The following is a 17014-nucleotide window of genomic DNA, read 5'->3' on the forward strand; positions in this document are numbered from 1 at the left end:
TCCTGGCCCGGCACTGGATCTGTTGCTGAATATTCTGGGCGAAATTTCCCAGAGTAATGCGGTTAACGTGATGCCAGTTCATGCTGAACTCAGCACTTAGGAAGTAGCCAATTTACTGAATGTCAGCCGTCCGCATCTGGTGCAATTGCTGGAAAATGGTGAGATCGGTTTTACTAAGGTTGGAACACATCGGCGAGTGTTGGAAAAAGATGTGATCGCCTACAAACATGCAACCGATGCCAAACGCACTGAAGCTCTGGATGAGCTGGCCGAAATCGCATAACTCAAAGGAGTGGGATATGACTGATGGCCAAATTCGCCACTAAACGCTTAGCTATTTTGCCACCAGCTAGGTGGAGAGTCTGGCTCGCTACCGATAACAGATTTCAATTTACTGACTATATCAAAAGACTTTTTTCCATCAATATGAGTCTCTAAATCTGCATCTACATTTCCCCATAGAGGGTCAAGCACGACATCGACACCATGGGTTCGAGCCAACTTTGCAGCAGGAACAAAGTCTGCATCACTCGCGATAAGAACAATCGTATCAGCATGTTTATTCAAAGTAATTGTTGTGATGTCCACACCAATTTTTGTATCAACCGCTTTTTGCTGGCACTGATAGTGAAAATCATCATTCGTTAAATCTTCAAAATTACGATCACCTTTGAGTAAATCTTTTAAAACCAAGCTGTTTATTTGCCACTCCCCATGATTAGAGAGTTTTCCCATTCTCAATGCCAGCTTTCTGCTTTTAGCCAAAGTCTTGTGAAGCTGAGTTTGAAATTTATAACTTTCTTCACTTTTACAATTTCGAGTAGGAGGCGTCTGCTGACCAGCGAGAGGCAGCGGATAACGTAGTTGCTTATCCAAAGGTGGGGCATCGTAATAATAAATCCGATAGAGCTCGTTTCGATTTAACTCAGTCTGGTGTCCTTGTACCAGTTGGTACAGAAGGTCATTACAATTTCGCACTGTTAGCTGATGGCTATTGAAATACGTTCGATGGAAGTATTTAACTCTCCGAATGAAATAACCACCATCAACTAAGAATGCAATTTTCTTCATTTTATCTCCACAAACAAAAAAGCCTCGAACCACGGCTACCCTCTAACTATTTGGGTAGGCGCTGTTCGAGGCCGAATTAGAATATAGCTCTCGATCCCATTGCTAGTCAATATATTTCCTTTTCTCGGAAATAGTTACCTCCAAATTGTATTAAAAAGGGAGCCATTGGCTCCCTTTTAATACTCAGCTTTCGCTTAAGAAATACCGCCCTGAATCAGAAATCCAAGTTCGATACATTCAACGCGTTGGCTTCAATAAACGCCCGACGTGGTTCAACGTCATCCCCCATCAGGGTGGTAAACATCTTATCAGCGCCGATGGCGTCTTCGATGCTGACCTGCAACATACGACGCGCTTCCGGATCCATGGTGGTTTCCCACAGCTGATCCGGGTTCATCTCACCCAGACCTTTGTAGCGCTGGATACCGAAGCCTTTTTTCGCTTCGTTCAGCAGCCACTGTACCGCGTCCCAGAAATCTTCGATTTCATGGCGGTTGCGTTCACCTTCACCGCGCTGGATATAAGCACCGTCATCCAGGGTGGCAGTCAGCTTTTCGCTCATGGAAGCCAGTTTCTGGTAACCGGAACCGGCGAAGAATTCCTGATCCAGCAGGTATTCTTTTGCCATACCGTGGGTGATCACATTGATCGCCACCAGGCTGGTGCCACGCTCGTTGTCGGTAACGGATTTCACCTCAAAGTGAGAGCCACTGCGACCGGCATCCGGCAAATTTTCGCTCAGCTGTGTCGCCCAGGCTTCAACCTTAGCGGCATCGCTCAGATCGTCCACGGTTAAGCGTGGCATGGAGATCATGTAATGCAGTGCTTCACGTGGAACAAGGTTGCTCATACGATCAACCGTGTCCTGTGCCGCGCGGTACTCTTCAACCAGTGTGGCAAAGGCTTCATCGGTAATAGCCGGCGCATCCGCGCTTGGGTACAAGGCCGATTTTTCCAGCGCCACATGAGTCAGGTAACTCTCCAGTGCCGCTTCATCTTTAATGTATTGCTCTTGCTTGCCACGTTTGATTTTGTACAGCGGCGGCTGAGCAATATACACATGGCCACGTTCGATGATTTCCGGCATCTGACGGAAGAAGAAGGTCAACAGCAGCGTACGGATGTGCGCACCGTCGACGTCGGCATCAGTCATGATGATGATGGAGTGGTAACGCAGCTTGTCGGGGTTAAATTCTTCGCGGCCAATGCCACACCCCAGAGCGGTAATCAGGGTGCCGACTTCGGCAGACGATAACATCTTATCGAAACGGGCTTTTTCAACGTTCAGGATTTTACCTTTCAGCGGCAGAATCGCCTGGGTACGACGGTCTCGGCCCTGCTTGGCGGAACCGCCGGCCGAGTCACCCTCCACCAGGTACACTTCAGACAATGCCGGGTCTTTTTCCTGACAGTCGGCCAGTTTGCCGGGCAAACCAGCGATATCCAGTGCGCCTTTACGACGGGTCATCTCACGCGCTTTACGGGCCGCTTCACGGGCACGGGCAGCATCGATCATTTTGCCAACCAGCTCTTTGGCGGCCTGCGGATTCTCATCCAGGTATTCTTTAAACAAGCGCCCCATTTCCTGCTCAACCGCGGGTTTCACTTCAGAGGAAACCAGTTTGTCTTTGGTCTGGGAGCTGAACTTAGGGTCCGGTACCTTAACCGAGATAATGGCGGTCAGGCCTTCACGAGCGTCGTCACCGGTGGTCGAAACCTTGTTCTTCTTGTCGAGGCCTTCAGCGGTGATATAACCGTTCAGAGAGCGGGTCAGCGCCGCACGGAAGCCGGCTAAGTGAGTACCACCATCACGCTGAGGGATATTGTTGGTGTAACAATGAATGCTTTCCTGGAAGCTGTCGTTCCACTGCATTGCCACTTCCACCGACATACCGTCTTCACGTTCGGAATTGAAGTGGAACACTTCATTAATGGCGTTTTTACCTTCATTGAGGAATTCAACGAACGACTTCAGGCCACCTTCAAATTCGAAGATGTCTTCTTTATCAGCGACACGCTCGTCTTTCAGGTGAATTTTTACACCGGAGTTCAGGAAAGATAGCTCACGCAGGCGCTTGGCCAGGTAATCGTAAGAAAATTCGGTTTTGGTGAAGGTTTCCTTGGATGGCAGGAAAGTCACCATAGTACCGGTCGTTTCGGAAACACCCACTTCTTTCAGCGGATAATCCGGTTCACCGTGGGTGTATTCCTGCTCGTAGATTTTGCCGCCGCGGCGAATGGTCAGCTTCAGCTTTTCTGACAACGCATTCACCACCGACACGCCTACACCGTGCAAACCACCGGAGACTTTATAGGAGTTGTCGTCGAACTTACCGCCTGCGTGTAATACGGTCAGAATCACTTCAGCAGCCGAACGCCCCTCTTCCGGGTGCAGTTCGGTAGGAATACCACGGCCGTTATCGGAAACCGATACCGAGTTATCCGGGTGGATAACGGCGGTTACGGTATCACAATGACCTGCCAGGGCTTCGTCGATGGAGTTATCCACCACTTCAAATACCATGTGGTGCAGGCCGGTGCCATCGTCGGTGTCACCGATATACATACCGGGGCGTTTCCGTACGGCATCCAGGCCTTTCAGGACCTTAATACTCGACGAGTCGTAACTCTGCTCTGACATTGGTATTCCTCTGTTCTTTTAAGTCTTCTGATCGCTATTTTCGGCCATAGAAATCAGACACAAGAAATGCACTGTATTGTAACAAATTTGCAGGGAGTGTGCTTATCTAAAGCAGGTTTCAGGCAGGCATAAGGCGGCGTGAGGAGCGTTTACTCCTCAACAATCACACCCTGTTCCACGTGGAACATTTTACTGGCGCTGGGTTGCCAAACGTCGGTGAGTTTCTCTTTATCGATGCTGGTGATAAAGACCTGGCAGTCGAGGCTTTCCAGCAATTTGCATAACGCATGACGGTGTTTTTCATCCAGCTCAGACGCCAGGTCATCCACCAGATAAATAGTACGACGCTGGCTTTCCTGCTGGAACAACGCACCCTGGGCAATCTTCAGTGCGGAAACCACCGTCTTTTGCTGCCCACGGGACAAAATCTCCGCCGCCGGCAGTTTGCCTACCTTAATGCGTAACTCCGCTCTGTGTGGCCCTGATTGGGTATAACCGATGACTAAATCACGCTCCTGCTGTTTCTCCAGCACATCGACCAGAGGAGTGTCTTTATCCCAGCCACGATAATAAGCCAGCTGCACATCAATGGATTCATCCAGCTGACTAAGAATTTTTTCAAATTCCGGTTTGAAGCGTTTCAGATAGGCCTGACGATGCTGGTCGATGACCTCAGCACTTTCAATAAAACCCGCTGTCCAGGTTGGTAACCATTCCAGCTCTTTTTGTTTCAGCACCGCGTTGCGTTGTTTCAGCTGTTTACGGAAGGTTTTCCACTGTTCCATAAATTTGTGTTCCACGTGGAACACACCCCAGTCGATAAACTGGCGACGCTCTTCCGGAGAGCCGGATAACAACTTAAAGGTATTGGGATCGATAATCTGAACCGGCAGCCAGTGTGCGGCTTCGGCCTGAGAGGTCAGCACAGAGCCATTCAGCTTCAGCAGAGTGTCGCCGTTTTTTAACCGCAGGCTGTCCATGGTGCAGACACCCCGCTCTTCATCATCCACTTCGAGAAACATCTCGATACGGTCGGCTTCGTGGTTTAACACATGCTGGATTTTAGTCGTGCGGAAGGATTTCCCGGACGCCATCAGGGCGATGGCTTCAAGAATACTGGTTTTACCGCAACCATTGTCGCCGTAAATAAAATTAACGCCCGCATGGGGCGTTATTTCCAGCGGCTGCAGGTTGCGCACGCCGCTGACTTTAAGTTGCCGGATGGACATCTATAGTCTCATAGGCATTACAACGTACATCGCATCACCACCTTCCGGCTCTTCCAGCAATGCGGAAGAGTTAGCGTCGGACAATGTCATTTTCACCTGCTGAGTATCCAGTACGCTCATGACGTCCTGCAGGTAAGAGACGTTAAAGCCCATTTCCAGAGAATCGCCGTTGTAATCCACACCAACCGATTCTTCCGCTTCTTCCTGTTCCGGGTTATTAGCGAACACTTTCAGCAGCTCAGGCTCCAGCACCAGGCGTACACCGCGGTACTTCTCGTTCGACAGAATGGCGGTACGAGCAAATACCGAACGTAATTCCTGACGATCCGCCAACATAACGTTGCTGCCGTTTTTCGGAATCACACGACCATAATCCGGGAACTTACCGTCCACCAGTTTGGAGGTGAAAGTGAAGTTTTCAGTGGTGGCACGCAGGTGGTTGGCACTCAGCGCCAGCGACACACTGGCTTCACCATCGGTTAATAACTTGGCCAGTTCCAGTACACCTTTACGCGGCAGAATAATCTGCTGCGCGCTATCCGGGCCGGCAATTTCCACATGAGCGGTGGCCAGGCGGTGGCCGTCGGTAGACACAGTACGCAGACCATTGGCCGTTACCTCAAACAACATACCATTGAGGTAATAACGAACGTCCTGCTGCGCCATGGCAAAGCTGGTGCGGTCGATAACACGGCGCAGTTTGCTTTGCTCCAGGACAAAATGTTGTTCACCAGAGATGTTGTCGACGTTCGGGAATTCCGTCGAAGGCAGAGTCGACAAGGTAAAACGGGAGCGGCCGGAACGTACATTAACGCGCTGGTCGTCCTGCTCGATGGTGATTTCTGCACCGTCTGGTAACGAGCGGCAGATATCCATCAGCTTTTTCGCCGGGACCGTGATTTCTCCTTCCTGACCAACTTCGTCAAGCGTCACACGACCCACCAGTTCAACTTCCAGATCTGTGCCCGTCAGTGACAGTTGCTGACCCTGAACTTCCAACAACACGTTGGACAGTACCGGTAAAGTCTGGCGTTTTTCCACCACGCCGGCTACCAGTTGCAATGGGCGCAGAAGGGCTTCCCTAGAGATAACGAATTTCATGGTTCTCCACTCAGATCAGGGGCCTGTTGACTCGAATCAAACTCGGCTTGTTATCGGTTAAAAATCTTTCAGGCAAGGCGCCTAATCACGTTGCCTAACGGGTTAAGCGAGAGATTAGCAACATAGCATGAAGGGTTTTTAACCATAACCCTTCGGGCTGAGGACAGTTTTCCTCATTAACTACGTTGTTCGTCATTCATTTAGCTAGCTAAATGTCATTCCTCTCACCTTGTTCTGAGATAAAACTGGCTCTCAGCAGGCCCGGGTATTATTCGGGTCAACAGACCCTAAGTTGTCAGTGAACGCAGTAAGTTCTTGTAATCTTCACGAACGTCTGCAGTCGTTTCCTGTAACTCTTTGATTTTACGGCATGCGTGCAAAACTGTCGTGTGGTCTCGGCCACCAAACGCAGCACCGATTTCCGGCAGGCTGTGATTGGTCAGTTCTTTGCTCAAAGCCATCGCTACCTGGCGGGGGCGGGCGATGGAACGCGTGCGGCGCTTAGATAATAAATCAGACAACTTCAGTTTGTAATACTCAGCCACAATTCGCTGAATATTGTCGATACTGACTTGTTTATCCTGCAGAGCCAACAGGTCTTTTAAGGATTCTTTGATAAACGGCAGCGTGATATCACTGCCAGTGAAATGTGAGTTGGCGATCACCCGTTTTAGCGCCCCTTCCAGCTCACGCACGTTAGAGCGGATCTTCTGAGCGATAAAAAACGCGGCATCATCCGGCAGGTGAACATTACTCTGCTCTGCCTTCTTCATTAAGATCGCCACCCGGGTTTCCAGCTCCGGCGGCTCCACCGCCACCGTTAAGCCCCAGCCAAAACGGCTTTTCAGCCGCTCTTCCAGACCATTAATCTCTTTCGGATAGCGGTCACAGGTCAGAATCATCTGCTGACCACCTTCTAATAAGGCATTAAAGGTGTGGAAAAATTCTTCCTGGGAGCGCTCTTTACCGGCAAAAAACTGGATGTCATCGATTAATAAGGCATCCAGACCACGATAAAAACGTTTGAATTCGTTAATCGCATTCAGCTGCAGCGCCTTTACCATGTCCTGCACAAAGCGCTCCGAATGCACGTATAACACCTTGGCATTCGGATTTTTACTTTGCAGGTAGTTACCCACAGCGTGCATTAAGTGAGTTTTACCTAAGCCCACGCCACCATATATAAACAGTGGGTTGTACGAGCCACCGGCATTTTCTGCCACCTGACGCGCCGCCGCATGGGCCAGCTGGTTGGACTTACCTTCCACAAAACTCTGAAAGGTAAAGTTGTTATTCAGGAAGCTCTGATGTTGCAGCCCCCCTTCTACCTGAACTTCACGCTTCGGCTTGGCCGCTGGCCGCTGAGCCGGTGCCCGCATATCCGCATTAAAAGGGGAAAAACCAGCGTTATTAAAACCCGGCTGAGCAAACTCAGCGCCTGGTTCTGCCGCCAGCAGTTCTCCCTGGCGTGGCGCGTTATCGGCCATTGACGGGGTACTATCAACCTGGGAAAAATCCTGCGCATTAAAGCCGGCATCTTCGGTTGGCCGGGCAAACGTCAGCTCTTCCGCTGGCGGCGCTTCTGCCACAGGCTGACGCGCTCGGGCAGGTGCAGCCGCCGGCCGCTGAAACATCGGCCGCGATTCGCCCACCACCACATCAGCGTGGGTAATGCGGCCACCGTTCAGCTCAGAAAGAATTTCCTGGATACGTTGCAGATACTTATCTTTTACCCAGTCTTTTACAAAGCGATTGGGAGCACTCAGGCTGAGCTGACCATTGTCGTCAGTACTGGCAACCAAAGGGCGTATCCATGTGTTGTATTGCTGTGCGGGTAATTCATGTTGTAACTGACCCAGGCACTCTTGCCACAAACCTGTCACGGCTACCTCATAACAAACGATATTTAAGCGAGCCGCATAGTGTACCCAAGCGCAGCCGGGTTATCCACAGATCAGACAATTAATTTCTCGTATGAGCGGCGAACCTTGTGGATAACGGCACTAACAAGGTGCGGATGAGTGGGGACAACCTGCTGCGCTTTTTCCGGGCTGTGTGTAAAGCAACATTCCATACACCGGCTTTGCCCAGTTAATACCCCGGTTAAACGCAATTAATACCTGACTTGTCTTTTCTTCAATCCATTGTTTTTAAAGGATTTTTTTGTGTTTTCCACAGATTTTGACGGACTATAAAATAAAAATAACGAACTACTTCTCTTCTTTTCTTCAATACCTATTCATTCATATTTTTTTATTCAGAACAGAGTAAAAAAACTGAACAAAAATTCGCCATTGCTATTGATGGTTCTTTCTCATACAATTGCCGCCCTTAAAAATTTGACTATTCACTTAACAGAGTGACGGTGTTATGAAACGTACTTTCCAACCAAGCGTATTAAAGCGCAAACGTACTCACGGTTTCCGTGCTCGTATGGCTACTAAAAATGGTCGTCAGGTCCTGGCGCGTCGTCGTGCTAAAGGCCGTCACGTACTGACTGCTTGATCGACCATTCGCTCCCGAAAACTGACGATTGATGTCTGAGTTTGAGTTTTCCCGGCGTCTGCGGTTATTAAAACCAGCCGAGTTCAAGCGGGTATTCGATCATACAGAGTTGCGCGGGAGCACTCCCCACATGCTGGTGCTTGCATCAGCTAATGGGCAGGATCATCCGCGAATTGGCTTTGTTTTAGCAAAAAAGCAGATAAAGCATGCGGTGCAGCGTAACCGGGTGAAACGACTTGTTCGCGAGTCGTTCCGGTTACATCAGCATCAGCTGCCAGCTGCTGACTTTGTTATTCTGGCCCGTTCCGGTATCACTGAGCTGGACAACCAGCAGATACGTGAGATGATTGACGCCCTTTGGTTCAGATTGAAGCGTCCTACCCATGGCAGAGCACCCAACGGCAAACGCAAAAAACGGCGTTAATCCTATCGCCCGTATGATGTTGGCCGGTGTTGCTGTTTATCGCTACGCAATCAGTCCGCTATTTCCCAGTCGTTGCCGCTATTATCCCACCTGTTCCGCTTATGCTGATGAAGCCATTCGTCGCTATGGTGCTTTGCGTGGTGGTAAGTTAGCCTTGCAGCGATTATCCCGGTGCCACCCCTTGGGCTCTCACGGTGTGGACCCGGTACCCGATTTACCCAACCCTCAATCCAACTGTTGTCAACGGAAAGCCTGATCATGGATATCCGCCGTACGGTTATATTTATTGGCTTAGCCATTAGTACTTATTTTCTGATTCTTGCCTGGAACGATGACTACGGTCAGAAAACCCAGGTGAACACCCCGATTGCCGCTGTATCCGATACTCAGGATGCGCCGCTGACTGCTGCCGTCGCCAGTTCGCCGGCGACAACCGCTGACAGCGGTGATCAGCCAATGGTCGATACCCCGGAAGTGGCACCGGATGCCATTGATGTGGCGAAACCGGGCACCGAACTGATCCAGGTAAACACCGATGTGCTGCAGGTCACCATCGATCCACGTGGTGGTGAAGTGGTACAGGTATTGTTACCGGCTTACCCGGCATCTATCGAACAGAAGGATGTGCCTTTTGTGATGATGGAAAACAACAGCCGCCGCACCTACGTGGCCCAGAGCGGCTTATTGGGTAAAGACGGTGTGGATGCCAGCGGCCCGGCGTTATATCGCGCGGAAAAAACGCAATATCAGCTGGCGGATGGCAGCGACAGTCTGCAGGTGGTGTTAACCACCACCACAGATAAAGCCGTGGTGGAAAAAGTATTTACCTTCCGTCGTGGTGATTATCTGATGGATGTGAACTTCCGCATCCGTAATACCTCCGCCGAGAACTGGCAGGGTGTGTTCTACGCTCAGCTGAAGCGAGATAATTCCGCTGATCCGTCTGCCGGTAACAGCATGGGCATGCAGTCTTACCTGGGTGCGGCGTTAACCACCAAAGAAAACCGTTACGAAAAAGTCGGTTTTGACGACCTGCAGGACGGCCCTTACAAGTCCGTGCAGCAAGGTGGCTGGGCGGCGATGTTGCAGCATTACTTCCTGGCGGCCTGGATTCCGGCTCAGGATCAGCCACACACCTATAACGGCCGTGTGGTGAAAGGCAATAATGTGTTTGGTTTCTACAGTGGTGCAACCACCGTGGCACCGGGCTCGGTGGGTGAAGTGGGTGCTTCCCTGTATGTCGGTCCGAAAATTCAGGATCGCCTGGCCGACATTGCCGAACATCTGGATCTGACCATCGACTACGGCTGGTTATGGTGGGTGGCACAGCCGTTGTTCTGGTTACTCGATTTTATCCACGGCTTTGTTGGTAACTGGGGTGTGGCGATTATCTTCCTGACCATCCTGATCAAACTGGCGTTCTTTAAACTGTCGGCGACCTCGTACCGTTCGATGGCGAACATGCGTAAAGTGGCGCCGAAGATGCAGGAAATTAAAGAGAAGTACGGTGATAACCGTGAAAAGCTCGGCCAGGAAATGATGAAGCTCTATAAAGAAGAGAAGATCAATCCGCTGGGTGGTTGTTTACCGATCCTGGTACAGATGCCGGTATTTATCGCTCTGTATTGGGTACTGATGGAATCGGTAGAGCTGCGTCAGGCGCCGTTCTTCCTGTGGATTGAAGATATGTCGGTGATGGATCCTTACTTTATCCTGCCACTGATCATGGGTGCTTCGATGTTTATTCAGATGAAGCTTAACCCAACACCGCCAGATCCGATGCAGGCGCGGGTGATGCAGTTTATGCCAATTATCTTCACCATCTTCTTCCTGTGGTTCCCGGCCGGTCTGGTTCTGTACTGGGTTGTGAATAACATTCTGTCGATTGCTCAGCAGTATGTAATCACCAAGCAGATTGAAAACAGCTGATTGTAAGCTGTTTCTGAAACCCCGGTTGGGTGTTTTAGCAAAGCGACCTCCGATGGCATGGATGCCATCGAAGAGCATACACGGATGTACTTGCTGCGTGTCGCGTGCTGAAATACCGGATCGGGGTTTTCTTTTATCGGGAAAGTGTCTCGTGTTCGATTTGTCACGTGACACGTGGTAAATACATCCCTGTACACTCGACTATCGCATCCCTGCGATAGACGGTCACTCAGACAAAACCAACACAAGACACTCAAGCGAATTTTTATGTCAGACCAGGCCATTCACCAGGACACCATCACCGCCGTTGCCACCGCCCCCGGACGTGGAGGCGTTGGTATTATTCGGGTATCCGGTGAGTTGGCACTCACGGTGGCGAAGAACATCCTGGGTTTTCAGCCAAAGCCACGTTATGCCCACTATGGCCCTTTCACCGCCGCTGATGGCACGGTACTGGACGAAGGTATCGCGCTGTATTTTCCTAATCCACATTCGTTTACCGGTGAAGACGTACTTGAGCTGCAGGGCCACGGTGGTCCGGTGGTGCTCGATCTGTTGTTAAAAGAAGTGGTGGCGCTCGGTTGCCGCCTGGCCCGCCCCGGTGAATTCTCAGAACGCGCCTTCCTGAACGACAAAATGGATCTGGCTCAGGCGGAGGCCATTGCCGACCTGATTGATTCTGCCTCCGAGCAGGCTGCCCGCTGTGCGCTGCGTTCGATGCAGGGCGAGTTCTCCAATAAAGTCCACAGCTTGCTGGACCAGCTGATTCATTTGCGGATGTACGTTGAGGCGGCCATCGACTTCCCGGAAGAAGAGATTGATTTCCTCTCCGATGGCAAAGTTTCCACTATGTTATCCACAGTTGACGGTGAATTAAAATCGGTGCTGCAGGAGGCTAATCAGGGGGCGTTATTGCGTGAAGGAATGAACGTGGTCATTGCCGGGCGGCCAAACGCGGGTAAGTCCTCACTACTGAACGCTCTGGCGGGCCAGGAGCGCGCCATTGTCACCGATATCGCCGGCACCACTCGTGACGTGTTGAAAGAACATATTCATATCGACGGTATGCCGCTGCACATCATAGATACCGCGGGTTTGCGCGATGCACCGGACGAAGTGGAACGCATTGGAATTCAACGCGCCTGGGCCGAAATTGAACAGGCCGACCGGGTGTTATTAATGATTGATTCCACCACCACAGAAACCGATCCCAAGGCGCTGTTACACGCCTTATATGACGAGCAGGGACTGGCCTCAGAAACCGAATCGTTACTGGCCTCTGGCCGTCTGACAGTGATCCGTAATAAGGCGGATATTTCAGAAGAAAGCATGGGGTTATCCACAACCGGAGATTTCCCCACGATTACCCTGTCTGCGAAACATAATCAGGGCGTTGATGACCTGCGTCAGCACCTGAAAGACGTGATGGGATTTGAAGCGGCTTCTGAAGGCGGCTTCCTTGCCCGCCGCCGCCATATCGATGCATTGAATCGCGCTCAGCAGGCGCTGGATTTTGGCCGTCAGCAGCTGGAAGGTATGGCCGCCGGTGAGTTGCTGGCCGAAGACCTGCGCATGGCGCAACACGCGCTGAATGAAATCACCGGTGAATTCACCGCTGATGACCTGCTCGGTGAGATTTTTGGCAGTTTTTGTATCGGCAAATAAACCGTTCAGCTCAGCCATTGTTAACGCCGGTTATGACAACAGCGTCATCTCCTGATGACGCTGGGTTATTAATCCGGTTGTGCCAGCCCCGAAATAATCGGGCAGTCCGGGCGCGAATCGCCCTGACAGTTGTCTGCCAGGTGGGTTAACACCTGGCTCATTTGTTGTAATTCTTCCGCTTTCCGTTGCAGTTCTGCCACGTGTTGCAGAGCAAGACGTTTGACATCGGCACTGGCGCGTCCCTGATCTCGCCATAACGCCAGCAGTTCGTGCATCTGCTCCACCGAGAAGCCCAGGTTACGTGCGCGACGGATAAAACTCAGGGTTTCGACATCCCGCTGTGAATAATTACGGTAGCCGGCAGCCGTACGTTCAACCGCCTCAATCAGCCCGGTGGCTTCGTAATAACGGATCATTTTGGCCGATACCCCGGAGGCTGCGGCCGCTTTACCTATGTTCATCCTTCAGGCTCCCGTGATTGTTGCCGGTGCGGAAAAGCGGCGTAAGCGCAACGCGTTGGCCAGTACAAACACCGACGACAACGCCATGGCGGCTGCCGCAAATACCGGTGATAACAGCAGGCCAAAGGCCGGATACAGGGCCCCGGCGGCCAGCGGAATCAGCGCTGAGTTGTAAGCGAAGGCCCAGAACAGGTTCTGTTTGATATTACGCAGGGTGCTTTGTGATAACGCGATGGCGTTTGGTACTCCTTGCAGGCTGCCGGACATCAGCACCACATCGGCCGCTTCAATGGCGATATCGGTACCACTGCCGATGGCGATACCAATGTCTGCATGGGCCAGAGCCGGTGCATCATTAATACCATCACCAACAAAGGCCAGCTGGCCGTAACGCTGTTTCAGCTGAGTAACCGCATCGACTTTGCCCTGTGGCAGTACTTCCGCGACAACTTCATCGATCCCCAGCTGGCGGGCAATCACATCGGCGGTACGCTGGTTATCACCGGTAATCATCGCCACTTTCAGCCCCAGCTGATGCAGTGCCTGAATCGCCGCCGGAGTATCGGCTTTGATTGGGTCTGCCACGGCGATGATGGCGGCCAGACGCCCATCAATGGCGGCGTATAACGGTGATTTACCTTCGTCGCCGAGCCGTGTGGCGCTGCCGGCAAAGCTGCTGATATCAATGCCCAGCTGCAGCATATAGCGATCGGCACCGATATGGACAGGCTGGCCATTAACGTGTGCTGCAATACCAAAGCCGGTCACCGACTCAAACTGGCTGACCGCCGGTATTGTCAGTTGCCGCTGGCTGGCCGCAGCCACAATCGCGCGGGCCAGTGGGTGTTCTGAGCGTGATTCGGCTGCGGCAACCAGTGCCAGCACCTCATCTTCCTGAAAGCCGTTGCTGACTTCCAGATCGGTCAGGGTTGGCTGTCCTGCGGTTAAGGTACCGGTTTTATCGAGCGCCACCACGGCGGCGTCTTTTAAGGATTGCAGCGCTTCGCCTTTGCGGAACAGGATACCCATTTCCGCACCTCGTCCGGTGCCCACCATAATCGAGGTGGGAGTGGCCAGGCCCATGGCACACGGGCAGGCAATAATCAGCACTGCCACGGCATTGACCAGAGCAAAGCTGAGTGCCGGAGTGGGGCCGGCAATCAGCCAGACCATAAAGGTCAGCGCGGCTGCGGCCATCACTGCCGGTACAAACCAGAGCGTGACTTTATCCACCAGGGTCTGAATCGGCAGTTTGGAGCCCTGCGCCTGTTCCACCATACGGATAATCTGTGATAACACAGTGTCACCGCCAACCGCGGTGGCACGCAGTGTGAGTGTACCCTGCTGATTGATGGTGCCGCCGACCAGAGAATCCCCTGCCTGCTTGGCAACCGGCACCGGCTCACCGCTGATCATCGACTCATCGACATAACTGCTGCCATCCAGCACCTCACCGTCCACCGGCAGACGTTCTCCCGGACGTACTTCTAGCAAGTCGCCATCCACCACGGCGCTGATCGGCAGTTCGACGATCTGGCCGTCGCGCTGTACCCGGGCTGTTTTCGGCTGCAGCCCCACCAGGCGCTGAATCGCCTGTGAAGTCCGGCCTTTGGCCCGCGCTTCAAGTAACCGGCCGAGCAGAATCAGGGTGACGATCACGGCCGCCGCTTCAAAATAAACGTTGGCGGTGCCTGTGGGTAACAACCCGGAAAAAAACGTAGCGATAACGGAATAGCCCCAGGCGGCGGAGGTGCCCAGTACCACCAGAGAGTTCATATCCGGTGCCGCGCGTAATAACGCCGGAATACCGTGGCGGAAGAAACGTAATCCGGGGCCGAATAACACCAGGCTGGCGAGCACAAACTGAATCAGCCAGCTGGTTTGAGTACCTATGGTATTGGCCAGCCAATGGTGGATGGCGGGGATAAAATGGCCGCCCATTTCGATGATAAACAAGGGCAGCGTGAATAACGCAGCGAAGCTCAGGTCTCGCTGTAACCCCAGTCGTTCAGCATCTTTGCGGGCAGTCTGCTGATCATCCTGGCCGCCTGCCGGCTGATTGACGGAGGCCTGGTAACCGGCCTGGTTAATGGCATCGATTAATGTCTGGCTATCGGCACTGCCCTCTACGGTAGCGCGTTCGGTGGCCAGATTAACACTGACCCGGGTAACCCCGGTCACGGCCTGTAAAGCACGTTCCACCCGGCCGACGCAGGAAGCGCAACTCATGCCTTCGATATTCAGTTCGCGGGTCTGGCTGCTGACCTGGTAACCGGCGTTTTCAATCGCCTGAATCAGGGCGCTGGCATCCGGGTTGCGGCTGTGGATATCGGCCCGTTCGGTGGCCAGGTTAACCACCACCTGTTCGACGCCATCGACCTTTTTCAGTGCCGCTTCAACCCGGCCGACACAGGACGCACAGCTCATGCCTTCAATCGGCAGGCTGATCAGGGTTGTGGGGTTGGCTGGAGTGTCCATCGTTCACCTCGTTAATACGTATCCGCTTTGATACGGATTAACGATAAACCTTACCATCCTGGTAAGGTCAAGCAAACGCAGCCAGGTCAGACGGTTTTGTAGCCGTGGCCTTCGCTGCTCCATTTGGCCAGCAGGTCGCGGAAGCGCTCATCCATGCCTTCGGTAGCGACTGGATTGGACAATACATCGTGCGCCATGATGGCGGTGAAATGTTCGATGGCACAGGTTGGTTAATGACAGTTGTTCTGCCGCAATTGTGGATAACTTGTCGCTATGACACCGCTGTTGTCATTAAAGCCAGCGGAACAACGGCCGATTGCTATCCTTAACTGGGTAACCATGCAGCGGAGTACGATGTGCGTATCCTAATTTTGACGGCCTGCCTGACACTGGGGGGCTGTATTGCGGAAGATGATCCGCAGGACATTATCAACGATCAGGGCGATAGCGTGTCGGATCAGACCTTATCACTCAGTGGCTTCTGGGACGGCCAGTTTAATCAGAGCACGGATATCCGCATGCTGATTTATAACGGTAACGTCTATGCACTGGATGGCAACAATGGTTATTACGGCACTGTGTCGCTGAACAGTGGTGACCAGACAGCGCTGATTAACGCCACGGCGTATGCCTTAAACAGCGCTTCTGACAGCACGGCAGAACAACTGATTGCAGACGGCAACGACGCCGCTTATGTGTTGGATACCCAGCTTAGCAGTCTGTTTGTTAGTAATGACTCACTATTCGGCTCTTACAGTATTGACGGTACCAGCAGTGGCAATATCAAACTGACCCGTGACGGTACCTGGAGTAATAACAGTCCGTTGTCGGCGTTAACTGTGGTTGGCAGCTGGAGCGCCAGTAACCATGAACTGGTGATGACCCGCGCTGGCAGCGGGGTGACCTTTACCGGAGTTTCCACCGCCACAGGCAACAGCGGTTGCAATTTCCGTGGCCGGCTGGAAACCATCGACAGCAACTACAACCTGTATCGGGCGGTGCTCAGCAGCCGTGAAGATTGCCCGGCATTTAATAACAGCGCCACGGGTTATGCCGGTTTTAACAGCGAAGGTGAGCTGGAGTTTTATCTGCGCGCAAACAATGCGCTGTTATTTATGACGTTTGCACCACCGGCGGGCCAGAGCGGTGGTGACAGTAGCGGCGATGCGGGTGACGGTGAAACGGAAACCCCGGCGGAAGGAGATGGTGAAGCAACGGCTGAATAATTCCCCCGCCGCTTTGTGGAAAACCCTGTGATTTGTAAGCATAAAACCCGGGCATAGCCTGGGTTTTTTTATGCATAGAATGACCACTCAGCTTGTAGATAACTACTTATCTACAATAATGTACAGACTTATGTACAGCCTAACTGATTGTTTTTACTGTGAAAATATAAAATAAGAACAGTCTGTTAGGAAAAAACACCACAGCGATAAAACAACTGTGGATAAAGTGGATAACTTTAATGGTTAAAAAATGTGCAATGCTATGCCCTATCGCCACAATGCCT

The 17014-nt window shown here is 52.1% G+C and carries 14 protein-coding genes and 1 pseudogene; 8 read left to right on the top strand and 7 right to left on the bottom strand.

Features of this window, described 5'->3' with window-relative positions:
* Positions 1-112: 112 nt before the first annotated feature.
* Positions 113-283 (top strand): annotated as a pseudogene (locus ACFOMG_RS04345) (excisionase family DNA-binding protein); the annotation flags it as partial.
* A 47-nt stretch (positions 284-330) separates the two neighbouring features.
* Here the strand turns inward: ACFOMG_RS04345 and ACFOMG_RS04350 are convergent.
* The 5 genes from ACFOMG_RS04350 to dnaA all read right to left on the bottom strand — a co-directional run bounded on the left by ACFOMG_RS04350 (position 331) and on the right by dnaA (position 7925).
* A complete protein-coding gene (locus ACFOMG_RS04350) occupies positions 331-1071 on the bottom strand; it encodes an NYN domain-containing protein (RefSeq protein WP_376864997.1) in 741 nt (246 codons plus the stop codon).
* Positions 1072-1285: 214 nt separating this feature from the next.
* Positions 1286-3712, bottom strand: a complete 2427-nt coding sequence (gene gyrB, locus ACFOMG_RS04355; protein WP_376864998.1) for a DNA topoisomerase (ATP-hydrolyzing) subunit B — start codon at positions 3710-3712, stop codon at positions 1286-1288.
* Between the two features lie 149 nt (positions 3713-3861).
* Positions 3862-4941 (bottom strand): DNA replication/repair protein RecF, encoded by a 1080-nt coding sequence (recF, locus tag ACFOMG_RS04360; protein ID WP_376864999.1) that lies wholly within the window; start codon positions 4939-4941, stop codon positions 3862-3864.
* The gene (gene dnaN / locus ACFOMG_RS04365) at positions 4942-6042 is read right to left on the bottom strand and encodes a DNA polymerase III subunit beta (protein ID WP_376865000.1); all 1101 of its coding nucleotides are present in this window, start codon (positions 6040-6042) and stop codon (positions 4942-4944) included.
* 287 nt (positions 6043-6329) lie between these two features.
* Positions 6330-7925: a chromosomal replication initiator protein DnaA gene (gene dnaA / locus ACFOMG_RS04370; protein WP_376865001.1), complete on the bottom strand. Its 1596-nt coding sequence runs from the start codon at positions 7923-7925 to the stop codon at positions 6330-6332.
* A 487-nt stretch (positions 7926-8412) separates the two neighbouring features.
* Between dnaA and rpmH the strand changes: the two genes are divergently transcribed.
* From rpmH to mnmE, 5 genes are all read left to right on the top strand, one after another.
* Positions 8413-8547 (top strand): 50S ribosomal protein L34, encoded by a 135-nt coding sequence (gene rpmH, locus ACFOMG_RS04375; RefSeq protein ID WP_068657478.1) that lies wholly within the window; start codon positions 8413-8415, stop codon positions 8545-8547.
* 31 nt (positions 8548-8578) lie between these two features.
* On the top strand, positions 8579-8971 hold the full coding sequence (rnpA, locus tag ACFOMG_RS04380) for a ribonuclease P protein component (protein ID WP_376865003.1): 393 nt from the start codon (positions 8579-8581) through the stop codon (positions 8969-8971).
* A 16-nt stretch (positions 8972-8987) separates the two neighbouring features.
* Positions 8988-9227, top strand: coding sequence for a membrane protein insertion efficiency factor YidD (gene yidD / locus ACFOMG_RS04385; protein ID WP_376865082.1), 240 nt, complete (start codon positions 8988-8990; stop codon positions 9225-9227).
* Between the two features lie 2 nt (positions 9228-9229).
* Positions 9230-10900, top strand: a complete 1671-nt coding sequence (gene yidC, locus ACFOMG_RS04390; RefSeq protein WP_376865005.1) for a membrane protein insertase YidC — start codon at positions 9230-9232, stop codon at positions 10898-10900.
* 267 nt (positions 10901-11167) lie between these two features.
* Positions 11168-12565: a tRNA uridine-5-carboxymethylaminomethyl(34) synthesis GTPase MnmE gene (gene mnmE, locus ACFOMG_RS04395; RefSeq protein ID WP_376865007.1), complete on the top strand. Its 1398-nt coding sequence runs from the start codon at positions 11168-11170 to the stop codon at positions 12563-12565.
* Positions 12566-12633: 68 nt separating this feature from the next.
* Here mnmE and cueR read toward each other — a convergent pair whose 3' ends face one another.
* Entirely contained in the window at positions 12634-13026 is a 393-nt protein-coding gene (gene cueR, locus ACFOMG_RS04400) for a Cu(I)-responsive transcriptional regulator (RefSeq protein ID WP_376865009.1), read from the bottom strand.
* 3 nt (positions 13027-13029) lie between these two features.
* Positions 13030-15504 (bottom strand): heavy metal translocating P-type ATPase, encoded by a 2475-nt coding sequence (locus ACFOMG_RS04405; protein WP_376865010.1) that lies wholly within the window; start codon positions 15502-15504, stop codon positions 13030-13032.
* Between the two features lie 104 nt (positions 15505-15608).
* Between ACFOMG_RS04405 and ACFOMG_RS04410 the strand changes: the two genes are divergently transcribed.
* Positions 15609-15833: a hypothetical protein gene (locus ACFOMG_RS04410; protein WP_376865011.1), complete on the top strand. Its 225-nt coding sequence runs from the start codon at positions 15609-15611 to the stop codon at positions 15831-15833.
* Between the two features lie 27 nt (positions 15834-15860).
* Positions 15861-16730 (top strand): hypothetical protein, encoded by an 870-nt coding sequence (locus tag ACFOMG_RS04415; RefSeq protein WP_376865012.1) that lies wholly within the window; start codon positions 15861-15863, stop codon positions 16728-16730.
* Positions 16731-17014 lie beyond the last annotated feature (284 nt).

The sequence above is a fragment of the Bacterioplanoides pacificum genome, assembly GCF_042648445.1.
In the GTDB taxonomy this organism is placed as follows: domain Bacteria; phylum Pseudomonadota; class Gammaproteobacteria; order Pseudomonadales; family Oceanobacteraceae; genus Bacterioplanoides; species Bacterioplanoides pacificum.